Origin of the sequence: Streptomyces cucumeris (genome assembly GCF_024295805.1) — a bacterium.
Classification (GTDB): Bacteria; Actinomycetota; Actinomycetes; order Streptomycetales; family Streptomycetaceae; genus Streptomyces; species Streptomyces cucumeris.
The window spans coordinates 195,910-215,107 of record NZ_JANCLX010000002.1 but is presented as its reverse complement, the minus strand read 5'-3'; the positions used below and the strand labels follow the sequence as shown (position 1 = coordinate 215,107).

Here is a 19,198-nt window from a genome sequence, read left to right as displayed (position 1 = left end):
CCACCGGTCGGCGCGCGTCGTCCACGACAGCGGTGCGGGAGGCTCAGTACTGGGCCTGGAGGTGCTCCCAGAAGCCGTCCCGCAGCGCGCGCCGCAGATCGGCGTGGGCGCGCAGCGACAGCCGCAGCAGCCCCTCCGCGTCGATCAGCAGCTCCTGGTCCACCGAACCTGGCAGGTACGGATGGCCCGGCAGCAGCTCGGCGAGGGTCTCGCGGCCGCGTGCGGAGAGCCACTGGGCGGCGATCTGCGCCCCGATGAAGCGCACCTCGTCCCGGCTGGGGGCGGGCCCCGCGGGCACCGGCTCACCGTTGAGCTCGTAGCCCGTGGCGCGGCGGGTGACGTACGGCTTGCAGAAGTCGAGGTCGAAGGTGCGCTGGCTGTCGACCTCCCACAGCAGCGGTTCGGCCTGGTTGCGGCCCTCCACGGCCTCGATGCCCCACAGGTGGACACGTGCCCCGTAGCCCTGGGCCGCCTCGACGGCCGAGACCAGGTCCTCGTCACCGCCGATCAGCACGGCGTCACCGATGGCGCGGTGCCGGGCGAGGGACTCCAGATCGGAGCGGATGAGGGAGTCGACGCCCTTCTGCTGGTTGTTGGCGTTGAGGTTGCCCAGCCGGACCTTGACGTCCGGCAGCTCCGCGATGCTCTGCTGCTCGGCGGTGTGGATGCGCCGCCGGGCACCGTCGAACCAGTAGACCCGCAGCAGTCTGCTGTCCGGAAAGATCGTGCGCGCCTTGTCGATGAACGCCTCGATCAGCCCCTCGGCGTCCAGCTCGAAGGCCCGGCGGTCCTCCGTACCCGCGACCAGCCGTCCGGCGGCCGCGTAGACGTACCCCGCGTCCACGAAGATCGCGTGGGTGGAGGGGGTGGTGGCCACCTCGGCGAGCACGCGTTGCAGCAGCTCATTGGTGCGCTCGATGCCCACGGCGATCGAGACGAGGTCTGGTTGGCCCGCAGGCAGCACGTCACTCATACGCGGTTCATTCTCCGGGCGGCCGCTCGGGGATCACAACCGGACCCTCCCCCGCCACCAGCAGATATTTAGCCTGGCGAAAAATTTCATTAGCGTAGGGAATGTTTTCACGGCACACTTTCGTTGAAGACGTACAGGAGCGTGCGGCAGCGAGGCCGCGCCGCCTCCGTACACATCAGTTCTCCTCAGGAGGATCAGACGAAGGGAGAAGCCGTGCGCTTCGAGATCATGCGTCTTGACGACGTCGACGGTAACGCCGTGGACAGCACCGTCGTGGACGCCGCCTCCGTCAACCGGATCGTGCAGCAGGCCGCCGCGATCGGCCAGCGCATCTACATCCGTCCAGCCGAGACCGTCGCCCGGTAGTGCCGTAGGAAGGTCCTGACGGCACCACCCGTACGCACAGCGCCCCCGTACACGGATGTACGGGGGCGCTTCGCGTGCGGGCACGGGCTCCGGGCGCCTCAGGCGGTCTGGACCACCTGGATGACACCGTTGATGATCTGCTGCACCGCCAGAGCGGAAAGCATCATTCCGGCCAGTCGGGTGACCAGCACCACACCGCCTTCCTTGATCACGCGGATGATCAGCAGCGAGTAGCGCATCGTGAGCCACAGCACCACGTGCATGGCGACGATGGCGGCCCACACCGAGACCTGGTCGCCGACGCCCTTGGCGTGCTGCACCGCCAGGATCACCGAGACGATCGCCCCGGGCCCGGCCAGCAGCGGCATCCCGAGCGGCACGAGCGCCACATTGACGTCCTTGGTCTGGGTCGGCTCGTCGTTCTTGCCGGTGAGCAGGTCCAGCGCGATCAGCAGCAGGAGCAGCCCGCCCGCGATCATCAGCGCGGGGACCGAGACATGCAGATAGTCGAGGATCTGCTGACCGGCGACGCCGAAGACGGCGATGACCCCGAAGGCGACGGTGGCGGCCTGGCCGGCCATCCGGCGCTGGACCTTGACGGGGCGGCCGGAGGTCAGCGCCAGGAAGATCGGCGTGATCCCCGGAGGGTCCATGATCACGAAAAGGGTGAGAAAGAGGGATCCGAAGACAGCGGTGTCGAACACGGTGAAGGGCCTTGCGCAGACGTGCGCGAGCGGCGGCTCGCGAGGGGGACGGGAGGGAGAGGTGGGTGGAGGGGAACGGCGGTGCGGTGGGCTCAGCCGCCCGCGCCCGGCACCGGGAACGCACCGGCGGCCCGGCGCACGATCTCGCCGTAGATCTCGGGATCGGTGGTGTACTCGCCCAGCCGACAGCTCTTACGGCTGCCGTGGTAGTCGCTGGAGCCGGTGGTGAGCAGACCGTGCTCGGCGGCGAGGCCCCGCAGCCGGGCGCGGGTGGGCCCGTCGTGGTCCATGTGGTCGACCTCGATACCGTCCAGGCCCGCGGCGGCCAGTTCGCCGATCGCACTCTCCGGTACGCACTGGCCACGCTTGACGGCCAGCGGATGCGCGAAGACGGTGACCCCGCCCGCAGCCTTGACCAGCCGGATCGCCTCGAAGGGGTCCAGCTCGTGCTTCTCGGCGTAGGCACGGCCGCCATCGGCGAGCCACTCCGGGGTGAAGGCGTCCGAGACGCTGTCCACCACGCCCAGCTCGACGAGTGCGGTGGCCACATGCGGCCGTCCGACGGCCCCGTCCCCGGCGATCCGTGCCACCTGCTCCCAGGTGACCGGTACGCCCAGCTCCCGCAGTTTGGTGACCATCGTCCGGGCGCGGGGCACCCGGTCGTCGCGGACCAGTTCGCGTTCGCGCGCGAACTCCGGCTCGGCGGGGTCGAAGAGGTACGCGAGCATGTGCAGGCTCACGCCGTTCAGCCGGCAGGACAGCTCGGCGCCGGTGACCAGGGTCAGGCCCTCCGGCAGCGCCCGTATCGCCTCCTGATGACCGCCGACGGTGTCGTGGTCGGTCAGCGCGATGACGTCCAGACCGGCCGCGGCGGCGTTCCGCACCAGCTCGGCGGGGGTGTCCGTACCGTCCGAGGCAGTGGAGTGGGTGTGCAGGTCGATGCGCACGACACGGCTCCAAGCTGCGGTGGAAGGAACGGAGGGGACGCTTCAGGATAACCGCCGCCCCGGGCGTGTCCGGGTCAGGGGCAACCGGCCCCGGACCGGAGGGCGACGGGCGGCGGGGCCGCGGTCAGGACAGGATCCGCGGCGACAGCGCCCCGCACGGCACCAGGTCCACCTCGGCCCCGGCGTCCCGCAGATCGGTGAGCACCATCTCGTCGTACATCAGCAGTCCGGTCTGCTCGGGCCAGACGATCGCCCACAGCCACAGTCCGCACGCCTCGCCCGCGAAGACCGCCCGGTCGTCCGGGGTGCCCTCGACATGCCACAGCGGAGTGGGCCGCCCGGCGGCCAGCACCTTCACATGCGGGGGCTTGTCCACCCGCATCCCCGGCCCGGGGTCGGGCCCCGGGATGCCCGCGTAGCGCGCGCCGAGTCCGACGCCGAGCTCCTCGGCCACCAGCAGCAGCTCACCGGGGCCGCCCAGCGGACCCGGCCCGGAGCAGGCCACGGTGGTGGCACGGCCGCCGCTGCGGTCGTCACCCGCGCACGCCACACCGGTGAACAGCCAGCCCACGGGCAGCGGCCACGGCATCCAGACCGGGACCCGGGCGCGGTTGGTGACCACCACGAGTGCTTCGACGCTCGGCGGGACGACAGGCTGGAGCGGATGCACGGTGCCGTGCATGCCGCACTGCCAGGAGTCGGCGAAGAGACCGGGCGCTCGCACCCGGCCACCGCACTTCGGGCAACTGGGTTCGCCCCTCATAGGGCCCCACGGTCCTCCCCGGTCGTCCCCGCGTCAAGGACGATCACCCGTCCGGAGGTCGTACGGCCGAGGAGTTTCCGCCCGTACGGCATACGCGGTATGCCGTGATCCGGCGACACGCACCAGGTCGGCCGCTCCCGGTCCGGCGTCAGCCCCGGGCGTCAACGGCCCCAAGTGGCCCGCCGGGGCGTCAGCCGTTCAACGGCACCCCGGAGCGCACCGGATCGCGCAGATCCGTGCCGTGCCGCAGCCAGCGGTCCTGGAGCGCGCCCGCCCCGTGCACCCGCTTCCAGGCCGCCTCGTTCCCCGTCATCGGCAGCAGGGGCAGGAAACGCACCGGATCCATGGGCGGCAGCAGTTCCAAGTCCTCCACCAGCCCGCCCGGTTCGGCGACCAGTACGGAGGTGAAGGGCGCATCGCTCCACAGGGGGGCGCCGATGTCCAGCGACGCGCCGGGCGTCACCACCAGTCCCTCCACCTGGGGGGAGGCGGCCAGCACGGCGAGCGGGCGCAGCACCTCGTCCAGCACTCCGGTGCCGGGGCCGTTCCCGTCGGTGCGCACGGTGAGCACCAGCTCGGCGCGGGGTCCGCGCAGCGGGTCGGCGACGGCGGCGGTGGGGTCGGTCATCGGGGTGTCCGACATACCCAGGGTGGCGTAGCGGACGACGTCCCCCTCGCCCCGGAACCGCAGCACCTCGATGCGGTCCGTGCCGACGAAGGTGACGGCGGCGCGGGCATCCGGCTCACCCAGCGCGGTGATCAACCGGGCCTCGACCAGCTCAAGAACGTCTGACATGCGGCGAGCATAGATCGCGTATCGAACAGGCAAAGCGGCGACGTAACGCTTCTGCCGACTGATAGCCTTTATCTCTGCCCAGGGAGTTACACGTCGTCCCCCACGGGGGACCGGCCGGAGGAGGTGGGGCTGCGGTGGATCCGAGTCGACCGTGCAGTACCGACAGTTCTCCCGTCGTTTCCCCTGGGGATGCGCACGCATGATCTGAGCCTTCCGTACCCCACCGCATCGCGGTGAAACACGTGAAGTCAGTTCGCATCCAGGGCATGTGGCGGCAGAGCGCCTTCGTTCCGCTTTGTTCAGTTTTCTTACGCGAAACCGTCAGCGCCATCGCACGGAGCGCCGCCCGCTTTGCGGACGTACAGATGCCGGACCGCCGTACGTCCACCTTCCGGGTGCCGCGCTGCGCCCCGCGCCCGCCGCTGACGGCCTGCCCGTGAAGGAGCCCGTCATGTCGATGATCCGTGACCTGCGCGCAGCCGTCCGCCCCGCCCTGAGCCGGGCCCGCACCGCCCACAACTACGACGCCACCCGTGATCCCTCGGTCACCAGCGCCGTGGTGGACTGCGCGGTCTACCGGGACGGACGGCGGGTCAGCGACCACGTCAGCCCGGCGAAGGCGATGGAGCGGGTGCGCGCCGAGGGCGGCTTCGCCTGGATCGGTCTGCACGAGCCGAACGAGCGTGAGTTCGCCGGTATCGCCCAGGAGTTCGGGCTGCACCCGCTGGCCGTGGAGGACGCGGTCCAGGCGCATCAGCGGCCCAAGCTGGAGCGGTACGACGACACCCTCTTCACCGTCTTCAAGACGATCCACTACGTCGAGCACGCCGAACTCACCGCGACCAGCGAGGTGGTGGAGACCGGCGAGGTGATGTGCTTCACCGGCCGGAACTTCATCGTGACCGTCCGGCACGGCGGACAGGGTTCGCTGCGCGCGCTGCGTCACCGGCTCCAGGACGACCCGGAGCTGCTGGCCAAGGGCCCCTCGGCGGTGCTGCACGCCATCGCCGACCAGGTGGTCGACGGCTATCTGGCGGTCGCCGACGCCGTACAGGACGACATCGACGAGGTGGAGATCGACGTCTTCTCGGCGGCGACCTCCCGGCGTGGCGGTGACGCGGGCCGGATCTACCAGCTCAAGCGTGAGGTGCTGGAGTTCAAGCGGGCGGTCTCACCGCTGCTGCGGCCGATGCAGCTGCTGAGCGAGCGTCCGATGCGGCTGGTGGACCCGGACATCCAGAAGTACTTCCGGGATGTGGCGGACCACCTGGCCCGGGTCAACGAGCAGGTGCTGTCCTTCGACGACCTGCTGAACTCGATCCTCCAGGCCAATCTGGCGCAGGCGACCGTGGCGCAGAACGAGGACATGCGCAAGATCACGTCATGGGCGGCGATCTTCGCCGTCCCCACGATGATCGCGGGGATCTACGGGATGAACTTCGACTACATGCCGGAGCTGCGCTGGAAGTTCGGCTACCCGTCCGTGCTGCTGGTCACCGTCGGGATCTGCTTCGCCATCCACCGCGGCTTCAAGCGGAACGGCTGGCTCTAGGCCCGTTCGTCCGGTCTTCCGGCGCCCCGCCAGGATGACCAGGGTGAGTCCGCCGAGGATCACCGCGAGCGCCGGGTAGGCGGCCACGGGCGGTGTCTGGCCGAGCCAGAGCGCCGCGATCAGGGCCGCCCCCGGGGTCTCCAGCAGCACCGCGGTGGAGGTGACGGCGGGGCCGAGGCCCCGCACCACCCGGTTGATCAGGGTGTGCCCCAGAAGCTGCGCGGTGACCGTCAGGGCGGCGAGCTGGAGCCAGGTGACGCCCCGGTAGCCGCCGAGCGCGGTGCCCGAGCCCAGACAGACGGCCAGCAGCAGCGCGCTGGTGGTGGCGTAGCAGACGAAGGTGTACGCGGTGGTGCTCACCGAGCGGCGCACCTCCGCGCCGAGCACCACGTAACCGGCCCCGGCCACCCCGCCGACCAGCGCCAGTCCATCGCCCAGCAGCGCGCGGGGCGAGGCCGACAGATCGACTCCGGTGAGCATCACCACACCGAGCAGGGCGAGCCCCATACCCAGCCAGACCCGCGCGGCCGGGCGGTGGCCGCGCAGCCGCAGCAGCAGCGCGGTCCAGATCGGGGTGGTGGTGACCAGCGCGGTGGAGGAGGCGACGGAGGTCATCCGCAGACTCGGCAGCCAGGTGCCGAAGTGCACCGCGAGCAGCGCCCCGGCCGCGGCCGACAGCAGCACCGCCCGGCGTCCCATCCCGCGCAGCTCGCCCCGGTGGCGCCACAGGGCGAACGGGGCCAGCGCGCCGACCCCCATGGCGTTCCGCCAGAAGGCGATGGCGAGGGCGGGCGCGGCGGTGGCGGCGGCCAGCGGCGCGGAGAACGAGACCCCGGCGACGGCCACCGCGAGCAGTACGGCGTCCAGCGGGAGCGGGGTGGCGGCAGCCGCGCCGCCGGTACCGTCCGGCGCGTGGCCGGTGGCGGGGCCGGGAGCGGGACGGGCGGTGGACACACCCTCAGCGTAAGGCGCGTGGCCGGGGCGGGGACCGGCCGTCCCGCGGACCGGGACGGCCCGCCGGGCGCCCGGTGGGACCGCCACGCACACGTCCTAGGCTGTGCACATGACGCAGACGCCGATGGACCGTGCCCTTGTCGAGGAGGCGGCCAAGAAGTCCGCCCTCATCTGGGTCCGGGGGAGCGAGGGCACCGCCCGCGCGCTGTGGCACATCTGGCACGACGGCGCCGTCTGCCTGGTCGGGGACGGCCCCGACGAACAGCCCCTCACCGGACTCGGCCTCACCGACGGCGGCCCCGCCACGGTGACCGTGCGCAGCAAGGACAAGGGCGGCCGGCTGGTCGGCTTCCCCGCGCGGGTGGTGGAGCTGACCCCGCGCGGGGAGGCGTGGACCGCGGCGGTCGACGAGCTCAAGGGCAAGCGGCTGAACGCGGTGGACGCCGACCGGATCGCCGAGCGGTGGGCCGAGAGCAGCCGGGTGCTGCGGCTGGAGCCCGCACCGGGGGCGCTCGCCGAGCAGCCCACCGGCTCGCTGGCGGCGACCCCGCTGCCGTCCGCGGCGGTCACCCGGCGTCCGATGCCGGAGGCGCTGCCGAAGCTGCTGGCGCGCGGGCGCCGGGGCCGCAAGCGCTGAGCGCTCCGCGGGAGGAGCCGCGAGGCGCCGCCGCGCTCCGGGGCGCGGCCGGACCGCAGGGCGTCAGGGCCCGTTCGGGATCTGCCGTCCGTAGTCCAGGACGTGGTCCTGGTCCGGGGCGGTCAGCGTGAAGTCCTTGTTCCAGTCCGCGAGCCGGATCACCCCGGCGCGCCCCGCCCGCTGGAGCCGCAGGGGGTACGGACGGCCCTCCAGGGAGACGTCCAGCGAGCCGCCCTCACCGGCCTCGCCGCCGAGGACCCGGATGGTGCGCACACCGCTCACCTCGCCGCGGTCCCCCGCGCTGATCCGGCCGTGCAGTCCGAGCAATCCGTCGAGCAGCACCTTCTTGTCGGTGAAACCGGTGAGCCGCCGGTAGGAGGGGTCGCCGGGGGGAACCTTCACATACTTGTCGTCCAGCTTGTCCGCGGCGTCCCCGGCGGCGTCGCCGCCCTTCCCGGCGCCCTCGCGCGCCCAGAAGCCCGCGTCCGCCTTGAGGTAGAGCTCCTTGCCGACGCGCAGCAGCTCGAAGGTGCTGCCCTGGGTGGAGACCTGCCCGGTGCCGCCGTCACCCTTGAGCCGCACGTCGAGGGTGTAGGTGCGCCCCTTGGTGACGAGATTGCCGGACAGCCGTACCGCTCTCGCACTCCCGGCCGCCGCACGGGCCTTGCTCTCGATCTTGGCGGCGGACAGTTTGCCCACGCCGTTGGTGCCCGCGTCGGGGTCCTTGCCCCCCTCGCCACCGCACGCCGCGAGGGTCGCGGCCAACCCCGCGCACATCGCCGCGACGAGGGCGCTCTTCCGGGTGCGCACGTCCGCTCTGCCTCCTGATGCCGGTGCAGTAGGGCAGCGTACCGGTGCCGTCCACGGGTGTCCGCAGGGTGGCGGACGGCCCCTCGTCCAGCGGCACGGCGGGTCGGGGCACGCTAGCCTGAACCCGGCGTAACGGTACGAAAGGACATGAAGGCGGCACAGCGGAACGGGCCGTGACGGGCCACGGACGAGGAGAGGCAGGACATGCCGGCAGGCGCCCCCAGGGTCTTCGTCTCGCACCTCGCGGGTGTCGCCGTCTTCGACCCCAACGGCGACCAGGTGGGGCGGGTCCGCGACCTGGTGGCGATGCTGCGGCTGGCGGGACGGCCGCCGCGGGTGCTCGGACTGGTGGTCGAGGTGGTCGGCCGCCGCCGGATCTTCCTGCCCATGACCCGGGTGACCGGGGTGGAATCCGGCCAGGTCATCAGCACCGGCGTGATCAACATGCGGCGCTTCGAACAGCGCCCCACCGAGACGCTGGTCCTCGGTGAACTGCTCGACCGCCGGGTGCGGCTGGTGGAGACCGGCGAGGAGGTCACCGTCCTGGACGTGGCGATGGGCCAGCTCCCCGCCCGCCGCGAATGGGAGATCGACAAGGTCCATGTGCGGCGCGGCAAGTCCGGGGCGCTGCGCCGCCGCGGTGAGTCGCTGACCGTCGAGTGGTCGGCCGTCACCGGCTTCTCGCTGGAGGAGCACGGCCAGGGCGCGGAGAACCTGCTCGCCACCTTCGAACGGCTGCGCCCCGCCGACCTCGCCAATGTGCTGCACCATCTCTCCGCCAAGCGGCGCGGCGAGGTGGCGGCGGCGCTGGACGACGACCGGCTCGCGGACGTCCTGGAGGAGTTGCCCGACGACGACCAGGTGGAGATCCTCGGCAAGCTCAAGGAGGAGCGCGCCGCGGACGTCCTGGAGGCCATGGACCCCGATGACGCGGCCGATCTGCTCTCCGAGCTCCCCGAGGAGGACAAGGAACGGCTGCTGGCCCTGATGCGCCCGCGCGACGCCGCCGATATGCGCCGGCTGATGTCGTACGAGGAGGGCTCGGCGGGCGGTCTGATGACCACCGAGCCGATCGTGCTGCGGCCGGACGCCACGGTGGCGGACGCGCTGGCCCGGGTGCGTATCCAGGACCTGACCCCGGCGCTGGCCGCCCAGGTCTATGTGTGCCGTCCGCCGGACGAGACCCCCACCGGGCGCTACCTGGGCACCATCCACTTCCAACGGCTGCTGCGCGACCCGCCGTTCACCCTCGTCGCCTCGATCGTCGACACCGATCTGCCGCCGCTGCCGCCGGACACCCCGCTGCCGGTGGTCGCCAGCCACCTGGCGGTCTACAACCTGCTGGCCGCGCCGGTGGTGGACGAGAGCGGCTCGCTGCTCGGCGCGGTCACCGTGGACGACGTCCTGGACCACCTGCTGCCGTCCGACTGGCGGGAGCGGGAGCTGCACACCGGGGTGACCATGCCGGGGGCCGCCGATGGACGGTGAGGGGAGCCGCCTGGACCGGCCCAAACCGCGGCGCCGCAGTCCGCTGCCCGCCTGGGACCCCGAGGCGTTCGGCAAGGCGTCGGAACGGATCGCCCGCTTCCTGGGCACCGGCCGCTTCATCGCCTGGATGACCGCCTTCGTGGTCGTGTGGGTGAGCTGGAACACCCTGGCCCCGGACCGGCTGCGGTTCGACCCCTTCCCGTTCATCTTCCTGACCCTGATGCTGTCGCTCCAGGCGTCGTACTCCGCGCCGCTCATCCTGCTCGCCCAGTACCGGCAGGCCGACCGCGACCGGGTCAACCTCGAACAGGACCGCAAGCAGAACGAACGGTCCATCGCCGACACCGAGTTCCTGACCCGGGAGATCGCGGCGCTGCGCGTGGGGCTGGGCGAGGTCGCCACCCGGGACTGGATCCGCTCGGAGTTCGAGGACCTGATCAGGGAGCTGGACGAGGGGCGGGCCGGTCCCGCCCGGAGTGAGGAACGCGACCGCTGACGGGCTTTCCGTGGCTCGCCCGGCGCGCCGTACCATCTCCATATGGCTACCGACACTCCCCCATCGCCGAGCGAGGACGCGGTCCGCGCCGCGCTCGCCACGGTCAACGACCCGGAGATCCACAAGCCGATCACCGACCTCGGCATGGTCAAATCCGTGGACATCGCCGCCGACGGCGCGGTCGCGGTGGTGGTCTACCTCACGGTCTCCGGCTGTCCGATGCGGGAGACGATCACGACCAATGTGCGGGACGCGGTCGCCCGCGTCGAGGGTGTGACCTCGGTCACCGTCGAACTCGATGTGATGAGCGATGAGCAGCGCCGGGAGCTGGCCGCCTCGCTGCGCGGCGGCCAGGCCGAGCGCGAGGTGCCCTTCGCCCAGCCCGGTTCGCTCACCCGGGTCTACGCGGTGGCCTCCGGCAAGGGCGGCGTCGGCAAGTCCTCGGTCACGGTCAACCTGGCCGCGGCGATGGCCGCCGACGGGCTCAAGGTCGGCGTGGTGGACGCCGACATCTACGGCCACTCCGTACCGCGCATGCTGGGCGCCGACGGACGGCCCACCCAGGTCGAGAACATGATCATGCCGCCGTCCGCGAACGGCGTGAAGGTGATCTCGATCGGGATGTTCACCCCGGGCAACGCCCCGGTGGTGTGGCGCGGACCGATGCTGCACCGCGCGCTCCAGCAGTTCCTGGCCGATGTCTACTGGGGCGACCTCGACGTCCTGCTCCTGGACCTGCCCCCGGGCACCGGCGATATCGCGATCTCGGTGGCCCAGCTGGTGCCCAACGCCGAGATCCTGGTGGTGACCACACCGCAGCAGGCCGCCGCCGAGGTGGCCGAGCGGGCCGGGTCGATCGCCGTGCAGACCCATCAGAAGATCGTCGGCGTGGTGGAGAACATGTCCGGGCTGCCCTGCCCGCACTGCGACGAGATGGTCGACGTGTTCGGCACCGGCGGTGGCCAGGTGGTCGCGGACGGGCTCAGCCGGACCACCGGTACGACGGTGCCGGTCCTCGGCGCCATCCCGATCGACGTCCGGCTGCGCGAAGGCGGCGACGAGGGCAAGCCGGTCGTCCTGACCGACCCCGACTCCCCGGCGGGCGCCGCGCTCAAGGCGATCGCGGGCAAGATCGGCGGGCGGCAGCGCGGGCTCGCGGGCATGTCGCTGGGGGTCACCCCGCGCAACAAGTTCTGACGGCATCGAGCGGCGGGGGGGGGGGGGCGGGGGGGGGGCGCGGGGGGCCCCCCCCCGCCGGGCGGGTGGGTGGGGGGGCCCCCCCCCCCCCCCCGGGCCGGCGGGGGGGGGGGGGGGGGGGGGGGGGGCCGGGGGGGCGCCCCCCCCCCCCCGCCGCTCGTGTCTGTGATGCGTCGGCGCTCAGCCGTCGGTGTCGTACTCGGTGATGTCCTTGATCACCGAGAAGCCGAGCCCGTAGGCGCTCATCCCGCGCCCGTACGCCCCGATGTGCACCCCGTCGCGCGCCGATCCGGCCAGCACCCAGCCGTACTCGGACTCGCGGTAGCGGAAGTCGGTCGGCACGCCGTCCACGGGCAGCGACAGGGCCGTCCAGCCCTCGCCCTCGACGTCGTCCGCCAGCTCCCAGGCGATCGCGGTCTGCTGGTCCAGCCAGTCCTGGCGCAGCGCCCGCTCCATACGGGTCGGCCAGGTGCACGACAGCAGGCCCGAGCCCGCCAGCCAGGCGGCCGAGGAGACCGAGGTGGCCTCCAGGACGCCCGTGCCGTCCGCGCTGTCCCGTACCGGGCGGCTGGCGACGGTGACCACCACCGCGAACCGCTGCTGATCCATATCGGTCTCCACCCGCAGCGACGGCTCCTCGCCGTGGCCGGTTGATCCGTACTCGACGGTGCCGTCCGCCGCCGCGCCCACCTGCATCAGCCAGCGGGGGCCGGTGAACGCCTCGTCAAGCCCGTACCAGGGGAAAGCGGCCATCAGATAGCCATCGACGCTCCGCCGGGCGTCGGCGGGCATTCCTTGCGCGGCTGCGCCCACTCCCTGCACCCCTAGCCGACTCGTCGTCTCCATGTGCGCGCGGCCTCCTCGTTGCCCTGCGTCATGGGCGGCCCGCCCCCCTCAGGCGACCTCACCCCGGACAAAGGGAGGATAGCCATACCGGTCAACCAGGCCGGGCATAGGTGGGATCAAGTGGCGTCGGAGTCGAAAGGCGGACGGTCCTCGCGACCCGGCTCTTCCCGCTTGCGTAGCAGGTCAGGGGTGGTGGAACCGGACGACGGAGCGGCCGGCGAAGAGGATCCGGAGCCGCCCGGGGAGCCCTGGGAGGACTCACTCTCCCGGCCGTGCACCGCGTCGGCGACCTCCGCCATCTCCTTGCGGAGGTCGAAGCCGTTGCGGATCTCCTTCAGTCCCAGCTCATCCGAGTCCAGCACATGCTTGCGGACGAACGTCTTGGGATTGAGGTCCTCGAACTCGAAGTCCTTGAACTCCGGTCCCAGCTCGGAGCGGATGTCCTCCTTGGCGCTGTCGGAGAACTCCCGGATCTTACGGATGAACTGCGACACATCGCGGACCACCTTCGGCAGCTTGTCCGGGCCGAAGACGAGCACCGCAAGGACGACGAGCGCGACGAGCTCGAGAGGTCCTATGTCCAACACCGTGCAGCTCCTAGAGAGGTCCCGTGGCCACGGTCCAGGCCACTCCACACGGTACCTGTCGGCGGGGGTGGCACGGGAGACGGCCGGGCCAACATCAGGCTCATCCCTCGCTGCTCGCCGAGCCCAGGGACAGCTCCACCGAGCGCTTCTCGCCGTCCCGCTCCAGGGTCAGCCGGAGCCGGTCCCCGGGGCGGTGGCTGCGGATCTTGACGATCAGCTCCGGGACGCTGTGCACCCGCACCCCGTCCACCTCGGTGATCACGTCACCGGCCTTGATCCCGGCCTCGTCGCCCGGTCCGCCCGGCTTCACCGGCGGACCGCCGACACCCTTGGTGTTCACCCGGGCGCCGTCGCCCTGGTAATCCATGTCGAGGGTGACCCCGATCACGGGATGGGTGGCCTTACCGGTGTTGATCAGCTCCTCGGCCACCCGCTTGCCCTGGTTGATCGGGATCGCGAAGCCCAGGCCGATGCTGCCGCCCTGGCCGCCGAGCTCGGAGCCGTCGTCCGCGGCGCGGATCGCGCTGTTGATGCCGATGACGCGGGCCCGGCCGTCCACCAGCGGACCGCCGGAGTTGCCCGGGTTGATCGGGGCGTCGGTCTGGAGCGCGTCGACATAGCTGATGTCGGTGCCGTCGCCCTTCTCGCCGCCCGCGGTGATGGGGCGCTCCTTGGCGCTGATGATGCCCGAGGTGACGGTGCCTTCGAGGTCGAACGGTGCGCCGATGGCCACCACCGGGTCGCCGACCCGCACCGAGTCGGAGTTGCCCAGCGGCAGCGGACGGAGCCCGGAGACGCCCTCGACCTTGATCACGGCGAGGTCGTACCCCGCGTCCCGGCCGATGACCTTGGCACCGGCGGACTGACCGCCGTTGAACGTCACCGTTATGTCGCCGCCGGTGCCCGCGGGCTCCACGACGTGGTTGTTGGTGAGGATGTGGCCGCGCTTGTCCAGGACGAAGCCGGTGCCGGTGCCCTCCGCGGAACCGCCGCGGACGTGGATGGTGACCACACCGGGCAGCGACCGGGCGGCGATGCCCGCGATGGAGCCCGGGGCCCGCGACTGGCTGTCGACCGGGGCCTGCGGCAGCTTGACGTCCCCGCCGCCGGTCGCGCGGTCGTGCTCCAGATAGCCGCCGATGGCTCCGCCCAGACAGCCCGCGATCAGCGCGATCACCAGCACGGCGACCCAGGCGCGGCGACGGGTGATCATCCGGGGGGCGGGGGCCGGCGGGGGTACGGGGGCGCCCCAGGGGTCGTACTGCCGCCACTGGGCCGCGGCGCCCTCGGCGGCGGGAGGCGGAAGCGGGGTGCCGTGGGGCGGCGTCACCCCGGGGTGCGCCATGGCCGCCGGGGCGGCCTGCGGCGGTACGGCCGGGACCCCGGGTGGGAGATGCGTGCCGTGGCCGGGAGTCGCACCGGGCGGGAGGTGCGTGCCGTGGCCGGGAGTCGCACCGGGCGGGAGCTGCGTGCCATGACCGGGAGTGGCGCCGGACGGGACCGGGGTGCCGTGGCCGGGCGTCGCACCCGGCGGGAGCTGCGTGCCATGACCGGGGGTCGCGCCGGACGGGAGATGGGTGCCGTGGCCGGGGACCGTGCCCGGTGGGAGATGGGTGCCGTGGGCCGGGGTGGCGACCGGGTGCTGGACGGGCGGCGCGGGGGCCCAGGGGCCGGGGCCGCCGTAGGGCGGGGTGCTGTACGGGTCGGGCTCGTGCAGCGGACGGGGGCGCGGCTCGGCGGACGGCACCGCGTCCTCGGGCTCACCGCCCGCTGCGGCGGCTCCGGCCGTCCCTGCCGTCCCCTCGGCCGCGGAGGTCCGCTCCGGGGCCGGAGCGGCGTCCTGGGCCGCGTCCTGCCCGGCGCTTCCGTCCGCCGCCTCGGTGGTGTCCCCGGCCGTCGGCCGGTCATCCACGGGTCGTGCGGCCGGACGGCTCCACCACTTCGGTTTCGGCATGGGCCCGGGGGCCTTCCGCTCGTCCATGATCTCCCCAAGTTCCCGCGACACGACACGGACCGCGCGGCCGCGAGGGCAATCAGCCGCCTCCGGGTCGCGCTGCCCGGAGGCGATTCAATCAGGTCCGCCGACGCGGGCGCAGTGCGGACGGATGGACCGTGTCAGGTGCGCGCACACGGCTCCCGGTGACCGGGATCACTCCGGCGATGCGCTGACGCCCAGCGAGGGCGAGGTGCGCGCCGCGGGCGGCGTCGGGCCCTCCAGCAGCGTCGGCCCGGGGGCCGGCGCGGTGGCGGGCCGGGTGCGCAGCAGCTCGGTGGCCGACAGCAGCGGCTGTATCAGCGGGTTCAGCGCCGCCGCACTCGCGGCCTGGCGCAGGGCCCGCGGATGCGGGGTGGGCGCCGAGGACGGGACATCCGCGCGGGAGTCACCGGTGGTCCGCAGCCCCACCTCCTTGCGGGTGCGCTCACGTGTGCCCGTGGCAGGGGTGCCGGCGGAGTCGGCGCGGGCAGGGGTCACCGAGGCGTCCGGGCCCTCGGCCATCCGGCCCGGGGGGTCGACCGCCGCGTCCAGCGGGAGGGCGGCGCCCAGCGCGAACGCAGCGAGCGAGACCGCGCCCGCGGCGGCGAAGGCGAACCGGCGGCGCGGTCCGGACCGCTCCACCTCATGGATGCGGAAACCACGCTCGCGGGAGGCCGGGGCCGAGGCCGCCGGGGCGATCGCGGTGCCCGGTGCCACCGGGGGCAGCAACGCGAACGCCCGCTCGCGTCTTTCCCGCGGGTCGGCCACCTCCCGTACGTCCCGGGTGCCGCCGGGCATGCCCCGCATGCCGAAGATCTCGGAACCGCCGAAGGGGGAACCGCCGCCTTCGTCACCGGAGCCGCCGGGCAGCCCCTGGAGACGCGCCAGAAAGCCCTCGGAGGGCCCGGGGGGCGCCGCCTGGGCGAACACACGTTTCAGCCGACGCTGCGCGTCGGCCTCCGCCTTGCACTTGCAGCACGTGGCGAGGTGCGCGAGAACGCGCTCCCGGGCGTCATGCCCGAGCTCACCGTCGACGAGAGCCGCAAGGCGGTCGCCGAGATGCTGCTCGGCGGGGGACTGACCGCCTGACCGGGTCACGCGATTCCGACCTCCCCGCTCACCCGGGGACCGGCGACGCGCGGGGCGACGGCCGTCACCTCGTGCTGCTGCTCGGTCCGTGCGGCGGGGGCGCGGTGACGCAGCGCCTTGCGCAGGTGCGAACGGCCACGGTGGATACGGCTGCGCACCGTGCCGAGCTTCACACCGAGCGTGGCGGCGATCTCCTCGTACGACAGCCCCTCGATGTCACAGAGCACCACGGCGGCGCGGAACTCCGGGGCCAGGGTGTCGAGCGCCTGCTGCACATCGGCGTCGAAGTGGGTGTCGTTGAAGTGCTGCTGGGGGGAGGGCTCACGGCTGGGCAGCCGCTCCGCCGCGTCCTCGCCGAGGGCGTCGAAGCGGATGCGCTGACGGCGCCGGACCATGTCGAGGAAGAGATTGGTGGTGATGCGGTGCAGCCAGCCCTCGAAGGTGCCCGGGGTGTACGTCGACAGCGACCGGAAGACGCGGACGAACACCTCCTGGGTGAGGTCCTCGGCGTCGTGCTGGTTACCGGTGAGCCGGTACGCGAGGCGGTAGACCCGTGCGCTGTGCGTGCTGACGATCTCCTCCCAGGTGGGAGGCGTCCACGCCGGGGCGTCCGCATCACTGGCGAAGGTCGCGGTCATGGCGGATTCGGCGGAACGGGAACGGTCAGCGGTGTTGGTCACGGATTTCGGCTCGCCCGCTGACCTGCGAAAGCGCCTCAGCACTCGCCGGTCACCGGCCGCAGCCGCACCTCCCCTGTCGGCTCTGGTGGTGTCCAGTAGAGCCCCTACCATATCCACCTCGCCCGTTAGCTCCGGATAAGCATTTTTGGCCTGCATTTGGTCGTGATCCATACGATCCCCCCTCTCGTGTCAACGCCCGGTCCCATCTGCGGGTTCCCGTGCGCAGCGGATACAGTCACCGTTGCGCGAACTACGGGGACAGGAGAGGGTCATTACCGGCAACCGGCAGACGAGCTGGGCGTTCGCCGACGCGTTCGTCGCCGAGGACGAAGCCCTGCACTGGGCCCGTGACCGGGCCCGGGAGGCAGGACTGCGCTCGGTGTCGGCGGGTACCGGCGCTGCGCTGCGGCTGCTCGCCGCCGCCGCGGACGCCAAGGCCGTCGCCGAGATCGGCACCGGGACCGGCGTCTCCGGTATCCACCTGCTGCACGGGATGCGCCCGGACGGGGTGCTGACCACCGTGGACATCGAACCGGAGATGCAGCAGTTCGCCCGGCAGGCGTTCCGCGCGGCCGGGTTCGCCGGGAACCGGGCGCGCTTCATCCCCGGACACGCCCTGGACGTACTGCCGCGGCTGGCCGACGGCGGCTACGACCTGGTCTTCTGCGACGGCGACCGGCTGGAGTGCCTGGACTACCTCGAGGAGGCCATGCGGCTGCTGCGGCCGGGCGGCCTGGTCTGTTTCGAGGGGGTCTTCGCGGGCGGCCGGACCGTGGACTCCGCCGCCCAGCCGCAGGAGGTACTGCGGCTGCGGGAGCTGCTGCGGACCGTGCGGGAGTCGACTGTGCTCCAGTCCTCCCTGCTGCCGGTGGGCGACGGACTGCTCTGCGCCGTCAAGCGCGGCTGAGGGCGCTCCCCGCAACAGGGCGCACGCCCCGGCCCCCGGTACAGCACCGCCCCGGCGGCCGGTACCTGTGTACCGGACGCCGGGGCGGCACTCGGGTGATGGTGGGGCCGCTCCGTCAGCCGACGACCTTCTTCAGGGCGTCGCCGAGGGCATCGGCCTCGTCGGGTGTCAGCTCGACGACGAGCCGACCGCCGCCTTCGAGCGGAACGCGCATGACGATGCCCCGCCCCTCCTTGGTCACCTCGAGCGGGCCGTCGCCCGTCCGCGGCTTCATGGCCGCCATGCTCGTTCCCCTTCCTGAAACCAGCTCATCGCAGCCGACAACCCAGGTGTCACCGGCATCGAACACGTTGCTTCTCTGCCATTATCCCGCATGGCACGACCCGATGACCAACATCGGTCGGCAACCCCCGTGGGAGCCACTCCCGCAAATCCACCCAATTCGGGGAGGGGGGCATGTCGCCCGGTCATGATCTCCGGCATGCTGAGCGCTGACCGCCGCAGCGGGCCCGTTCCCCGGCCCGGCCCCCGCGGCACCGCCCCAGCCGCGACCAGCCACCTCCGGAGGACCGCCGATGGCCGACACCGTGCTCTACGAGCTGACCGACGGGCTCGCGACGATCACCCTGAATCGTCCCGACGCCATGAACGCGCTCAACCTCGACATCAAGGTGGCGCTGCGCGACGCGCTGCTCCAGGCCGCCGAGGACCCGGCCGTGCGGGCGGTGCTGCTGACCGGGTCGGGCCGCGCCTTCTGTGTCGGACAGGACCTCAAGGAGCACATCGGGCTGCTGGCGGCGGACCGTGAGGCCCACGCCCGGGGCGAGGCCACCGAGGGCTCGACCATGACCACGGTCGCCCTTCACTACAACCCGATCGTCACCACCATCGCGGGGATGCCCAAGCCGGTCGTCGCCGCCGTCAACGGGGTCGCGGCCGGGGCCGGAGCGGGCTTCGCCATGGCCGCCGACTACCGGATCGTGGCCGACTCCGCGAGCTTCAACACCTCGTTCGTCGGTGTCGCGCTCACCGGCGACTCGGGGATCTCCTGGACCCTCCAGCGGCTGATCGGCCACGGCCGCGCCGCCGATCTGATGCTCTTCCCCCGCAATGTGAGCGCCGCGGAGGCGCTGGAGCTGGGCATCGCCAACCGTGTCGTCCCGGCCGCGGAGTTGGCGGCCGAGGCGACGGCGGTCGCCCGTGCGCTGGCCCAGGGTCCGACCGCCGCCTACGCGGCGGTCAAGGAGTCGCTGGCCTACGCGGCCGGGCACACCCTGACCGACGCACTGGCCAAGGAGGACGAATTGCAGCGGCGGTTGGGCTCCTCGGACGACCATCTCACCGCCGTCGACGCCTTCGTGAAGAAGGAGAAGCCGCGCTTCACCGGCCGCTGAGCGGCGCGCACCTGCCGCGAGCGGTCCGGCCGGTGCC

General features: G+C 72.4%; 20 protein-coding genes and 1 pseudogene. 8 read left to right on the top strand and 13 right to left on the bottom strand.

What is annotated here, in order from left to right:
• Nucleotides 1–43: 43 nt before the first annotated feature.
• Nucleotides 44–973, bottom strand: a complete 930-nt coding sequence (locus NMK44_RS03945) for an NYN domain-containing protein (RefSeq protein WP_254738215.1) — start codon at nt 971–973, stop codon at nt 44–46.
• 213 nt (nt 974–1,186) lie between these two features.
• Here NMK44_RS03945 and NMK44_RS03940 point away from each other — a divergent pair, with 213 nt between their 5' ends.
• Nucleotides 1,187–1,339: a DUF8834 family protein gene (locus NMK44_RS03940; protein ID WP_254738213.1), complete on the top strand. Its 153-nt coding sequence runs from the start codon at nt 1,187–1,189 to the stop codon at nt 1,337–1,339.
• Nucleotides 1,340–1,437: 98 nt separating this feature from the next.
• Here the strand turns inward: NMK44_RS03940 and NMK44_RS03935 are convergent, their stop codons facing one another.
• The 4 genes from NMK44_RS03935 to NMK44_RS03920 all read right to left on the bottom strand — a co-directional run bounded on the left by NMK44_RS03935 (nt 1,438) and on the right by NMK44_RS03920 (nt 4,549).
• On the bottom strand, nt 1,438–2,043 hold the full coding sequence (locus NMK44_RS03935) for a MarC family protein (RefSeq protein ID WP_254738211.1): 606 nt from the start codon (nt 2,041–2,043) through the stop codon (nt 1,438–1,440).
• Nucleotides 2,044–2,135: 92 nt separating this feature from the next.
• A complete protein-coding gene (locus tag NMK44_RS03930; protein ID WP_254738209.1) occupies nt 2,136–2,990 on the bottom strand; it encodes a PHP domain-containing protein in 855 nt (284 codons plus the stop codon).
• Nucleotides 2,991–3,114: 124 nt separating this feature from the next.
• On the bottom strand, nt 3,115–3,753 hold the full coding sequence (locus tag NMK44_RS03925; RefSeq protein WP_254738207.1) for a DUF6758 family protein: 639 nt from the start codon (nt 3,751–3,753) through the stop codon (nt 3,115–3,117).
• Between the two features lie 190 nt (nt 3,754–3,943).
• Nucleotides 3,944–4,549 (bottom strand): suppressor of fused domain protein, encoded by a 606-nt coding sequence (locus NMK44_RS03920; RefSeq protein WP_254738205.1) that lies wholly within the window; start codon nt 4,547–4,549, stop codon nt 3,944–3,946.
• Between the two features lie 451 nt (nt 4,550–5,000).
• Here NMK44_RS03920 and NMK44_RS03915 point away from each other — a divergent pair, with 451 nt between their 5' ends.
• Complete coding sequence (locus NMK44_RS03915) at nt 5,001–6,101, top strand: magnesium and cobalt transport protein CorA (protein ID WP_254738203.1); 1,101 nt, start codon at nt 5,001–5,003, stop codon at nt 6,099–6,101.
• Nucleotides 6,102–6,194: 93 nt separating this feature from the next.
• On the opposite strand, the pseudogene NMK44_RS42635 reads toward NMK44_RS03915, so the two are convergent.
• A pseudogene (locus NMK44_RS42635) lies at nt 6,195–6,947 on the bottom strand (DMT family transporter); the annotation flags it as partial.
• 217 nt (nt 6,948–7,164) lie between these two features.
• On the opposite strand from NMK44_RS42635, the gene NMK44_RS03905 reads away from it, so the two are divergent.
• On the top strand, nt 7,165–7,692 hold the full coding sequence (locus NMK44_RS03905) for a hypothetical protein (RefSeq protein WP_254738201.1): 528 nt from the start codon (nt 7,165–7,167) through the stop codon (nt 7,690–7,692).
• 63 nt (nt 7,693–7,755) lie between these two features.
• Here NMK44_RS03905 and NMK44_RS03900 read toward each other — a convergent pair whose 3' ends face one another.
• The gene (locus NMK44_RS03900) at nt 7,756–8,502 is read right to left on the bottom strand and encodes a hypothetical protein (protein ID WP_374215230.1); all 747 of its coding nucleotides are present in this window, start codon (nt 8,500–8,502) and stop codon (nt 7,756–7,758) included.
• A 204-nt stretch (nt 8,503–8,706) separates the two neighbouring features.
• Between NMK44_RS03900 and NMK44_RS03895 the strand changes: the two genes are divergently transcribed.
• From NMK44_RS03895 to NMK44_RS03885, 3 genes are read left to right on the top strand one after another with little or no spacing between them, the layout of a single operon-like run.
• Nucleotides 8,707–9,990 (top strand): magnesium transporter MgtE N-terminal domain-containing protein, encoded by a 1,284-nt coding sequence (locus NMK44_RS03895; protein ID WP_254738199.1) that lies wholly within the window; start codon nt 8,707–8,709, stop codon nt 9,988–9,990.
• Nucleotides 9,980–10,486 carry a DUF1003 domain-containing protein gene (locus NMK44_RS03890; protein ID WP_254738197.1) on the top strand — a complete coding sequence of 169 codons (507 nt, stop codon included), beginning with the start codon at nt 9,980–9,982 and terminating at the stop codon, nt 10,484–10,486. Before NMK44_RS03895 ends, NMK44_RS03890 begins: the two co-directional genes overlap by 11 nt.
• A 42-nt stretch (nt 10,487–10,528) precedes the next feature.
• Nucleotides 10,529–11,683 carry an Mrp/NBP35 family ATP-binding protein gene (locus tag NMK44_RS03885; protein ID WP_254738195.1) on the top strand — a complete coding sequence of 385 codons (1,155 nt, stop codon included), beginning with the start codon at nt 10,529–10,531 and terminating at the stop codon, nt 11,681–11,683.
• A 180-nt stretch (nt 11,684–11,863) separates the two neighbouring features.
• Here the strand turns inward: NMK44_RS03885 and NMK44_RS03880 are convergent, their stop codons facing one another.
• The 5 genes from NMK44_RS03880 to sigE all read right to left on the bottom strand — a co-directional run bounded on the left by NMK44_RS03880 (nt 11,864) and on the right by sigE (nt 16,971).
• Nucleotides 11,864–12,529, bottom strand: a complete 666-nt coding sequence (locus tag NMK44_RS03880) for a hypothetical protein (RefSeq protein ID WP_254738193.1) — start codon at nt 12,527–12,529, stop codon at nt 11,864–11,866.
• A gap of 116 nt (nt 12,530–12,645) precedes the next feature.
• On the bottom strand, nt 12,646–13,116 hold the full coding sequence (locus NMK44_RS03875) for a sec-independent translocase (RefSeq protein WP_254738191.1): 471 nt from the start codon (nt 13,114–13,116) through the stop codon (nt 12,646–12,648).
• Nucleotides 13,117–13,216: 100 nt separating this feature from the next.
• Nucleotides 13,217–15,097, bottom strand: coding sequence for a trypsin-like peptidase domain-containing protein (locus NMK44_RS03870; protein ID WP_254738189.1), 1,881 nt, complete (start codon nt 15,095–15,097; stop codon nt 13,217–13,219).
• Nucleotides 15,098–15,265: 168 nt separating this feature from the next.
• Nucleotides 15,266–16,189, bottom strand: coding sequence for an anti-sigma factor family protein (locus NMK44_RS03865; protein ID WP_254738187.1), 924 nt, complete (start codon nt 16,187–16,189; stop codon nt 15,266–15,268).
• On the bottom strand, nt 16,186–16,971 hold the full coding sequence (gene sigE, locus NMK44_RS03860) for an RNA polymerase sigma factor SigE (protein ID WP_254738185.1): 786 nt from the start codon (nt 16,969–16,971) through the stop codon (nt 16,186–16,188). Before sigE ends, NMK44_RS03865 begins: the two co-directional genes overlap by 4 nt.
• 130 nt (nt 16,972–17,101) lie before the next feature.
• Here sigE and NMK44_RS03855 point away from each other — a divergent pair, with 130 nt between their 5' ends.
• Nucleotides 17,102–17,767, top strand: a complete 666-nt coding sequence (locus tag NMK44_RS03855) for an O-methyltransferase (RefSeq protein WP_254738183.1) — start codon at nt 17,102–17,104, stop codon at nt 17,765–17,767.
• A gap of 115 nt (nt 17,768–17,882) precedes the next feature.
• Here the strand turns inward: NMK44_RS03855 and NMK44_RS03850 are convergent, their stop codons facing one another.
• Nucleotides 17,883–18,050 carry a DUF3117 domain-containing protein gene (locus tag NMK44_RS03850; RefSeq protein WP_003966491.1) on the bottom strand — a complete coding sequence of 56 codons (168 nt, stop codon included), beginning with the start codon at nt 18,048–18,050 and terminating at the stop codon, nt 17,883–17,885.
• A 292-nt stretch (nt 18,051–18,342) separates the two neighbouring features.
• On the opposite strand from NMK44_RS03850, the gene chcB reads away from it, so the two are divergent.
• Nucleotides 18,343–19,161, top strand: a complete 819-nt coding sequence (gene chcB, locus NMK44_RS03845; RefSeq protein ID WP_254738181.1) for a 2-cyclohexenylcarbonyl CoA isomerase — start codon at nt 18,343–18,345, stop codon at nt 19,159–19,161.
• Nucleotides 19,162–19,198 lie beyond the last annotated feature (37 nt).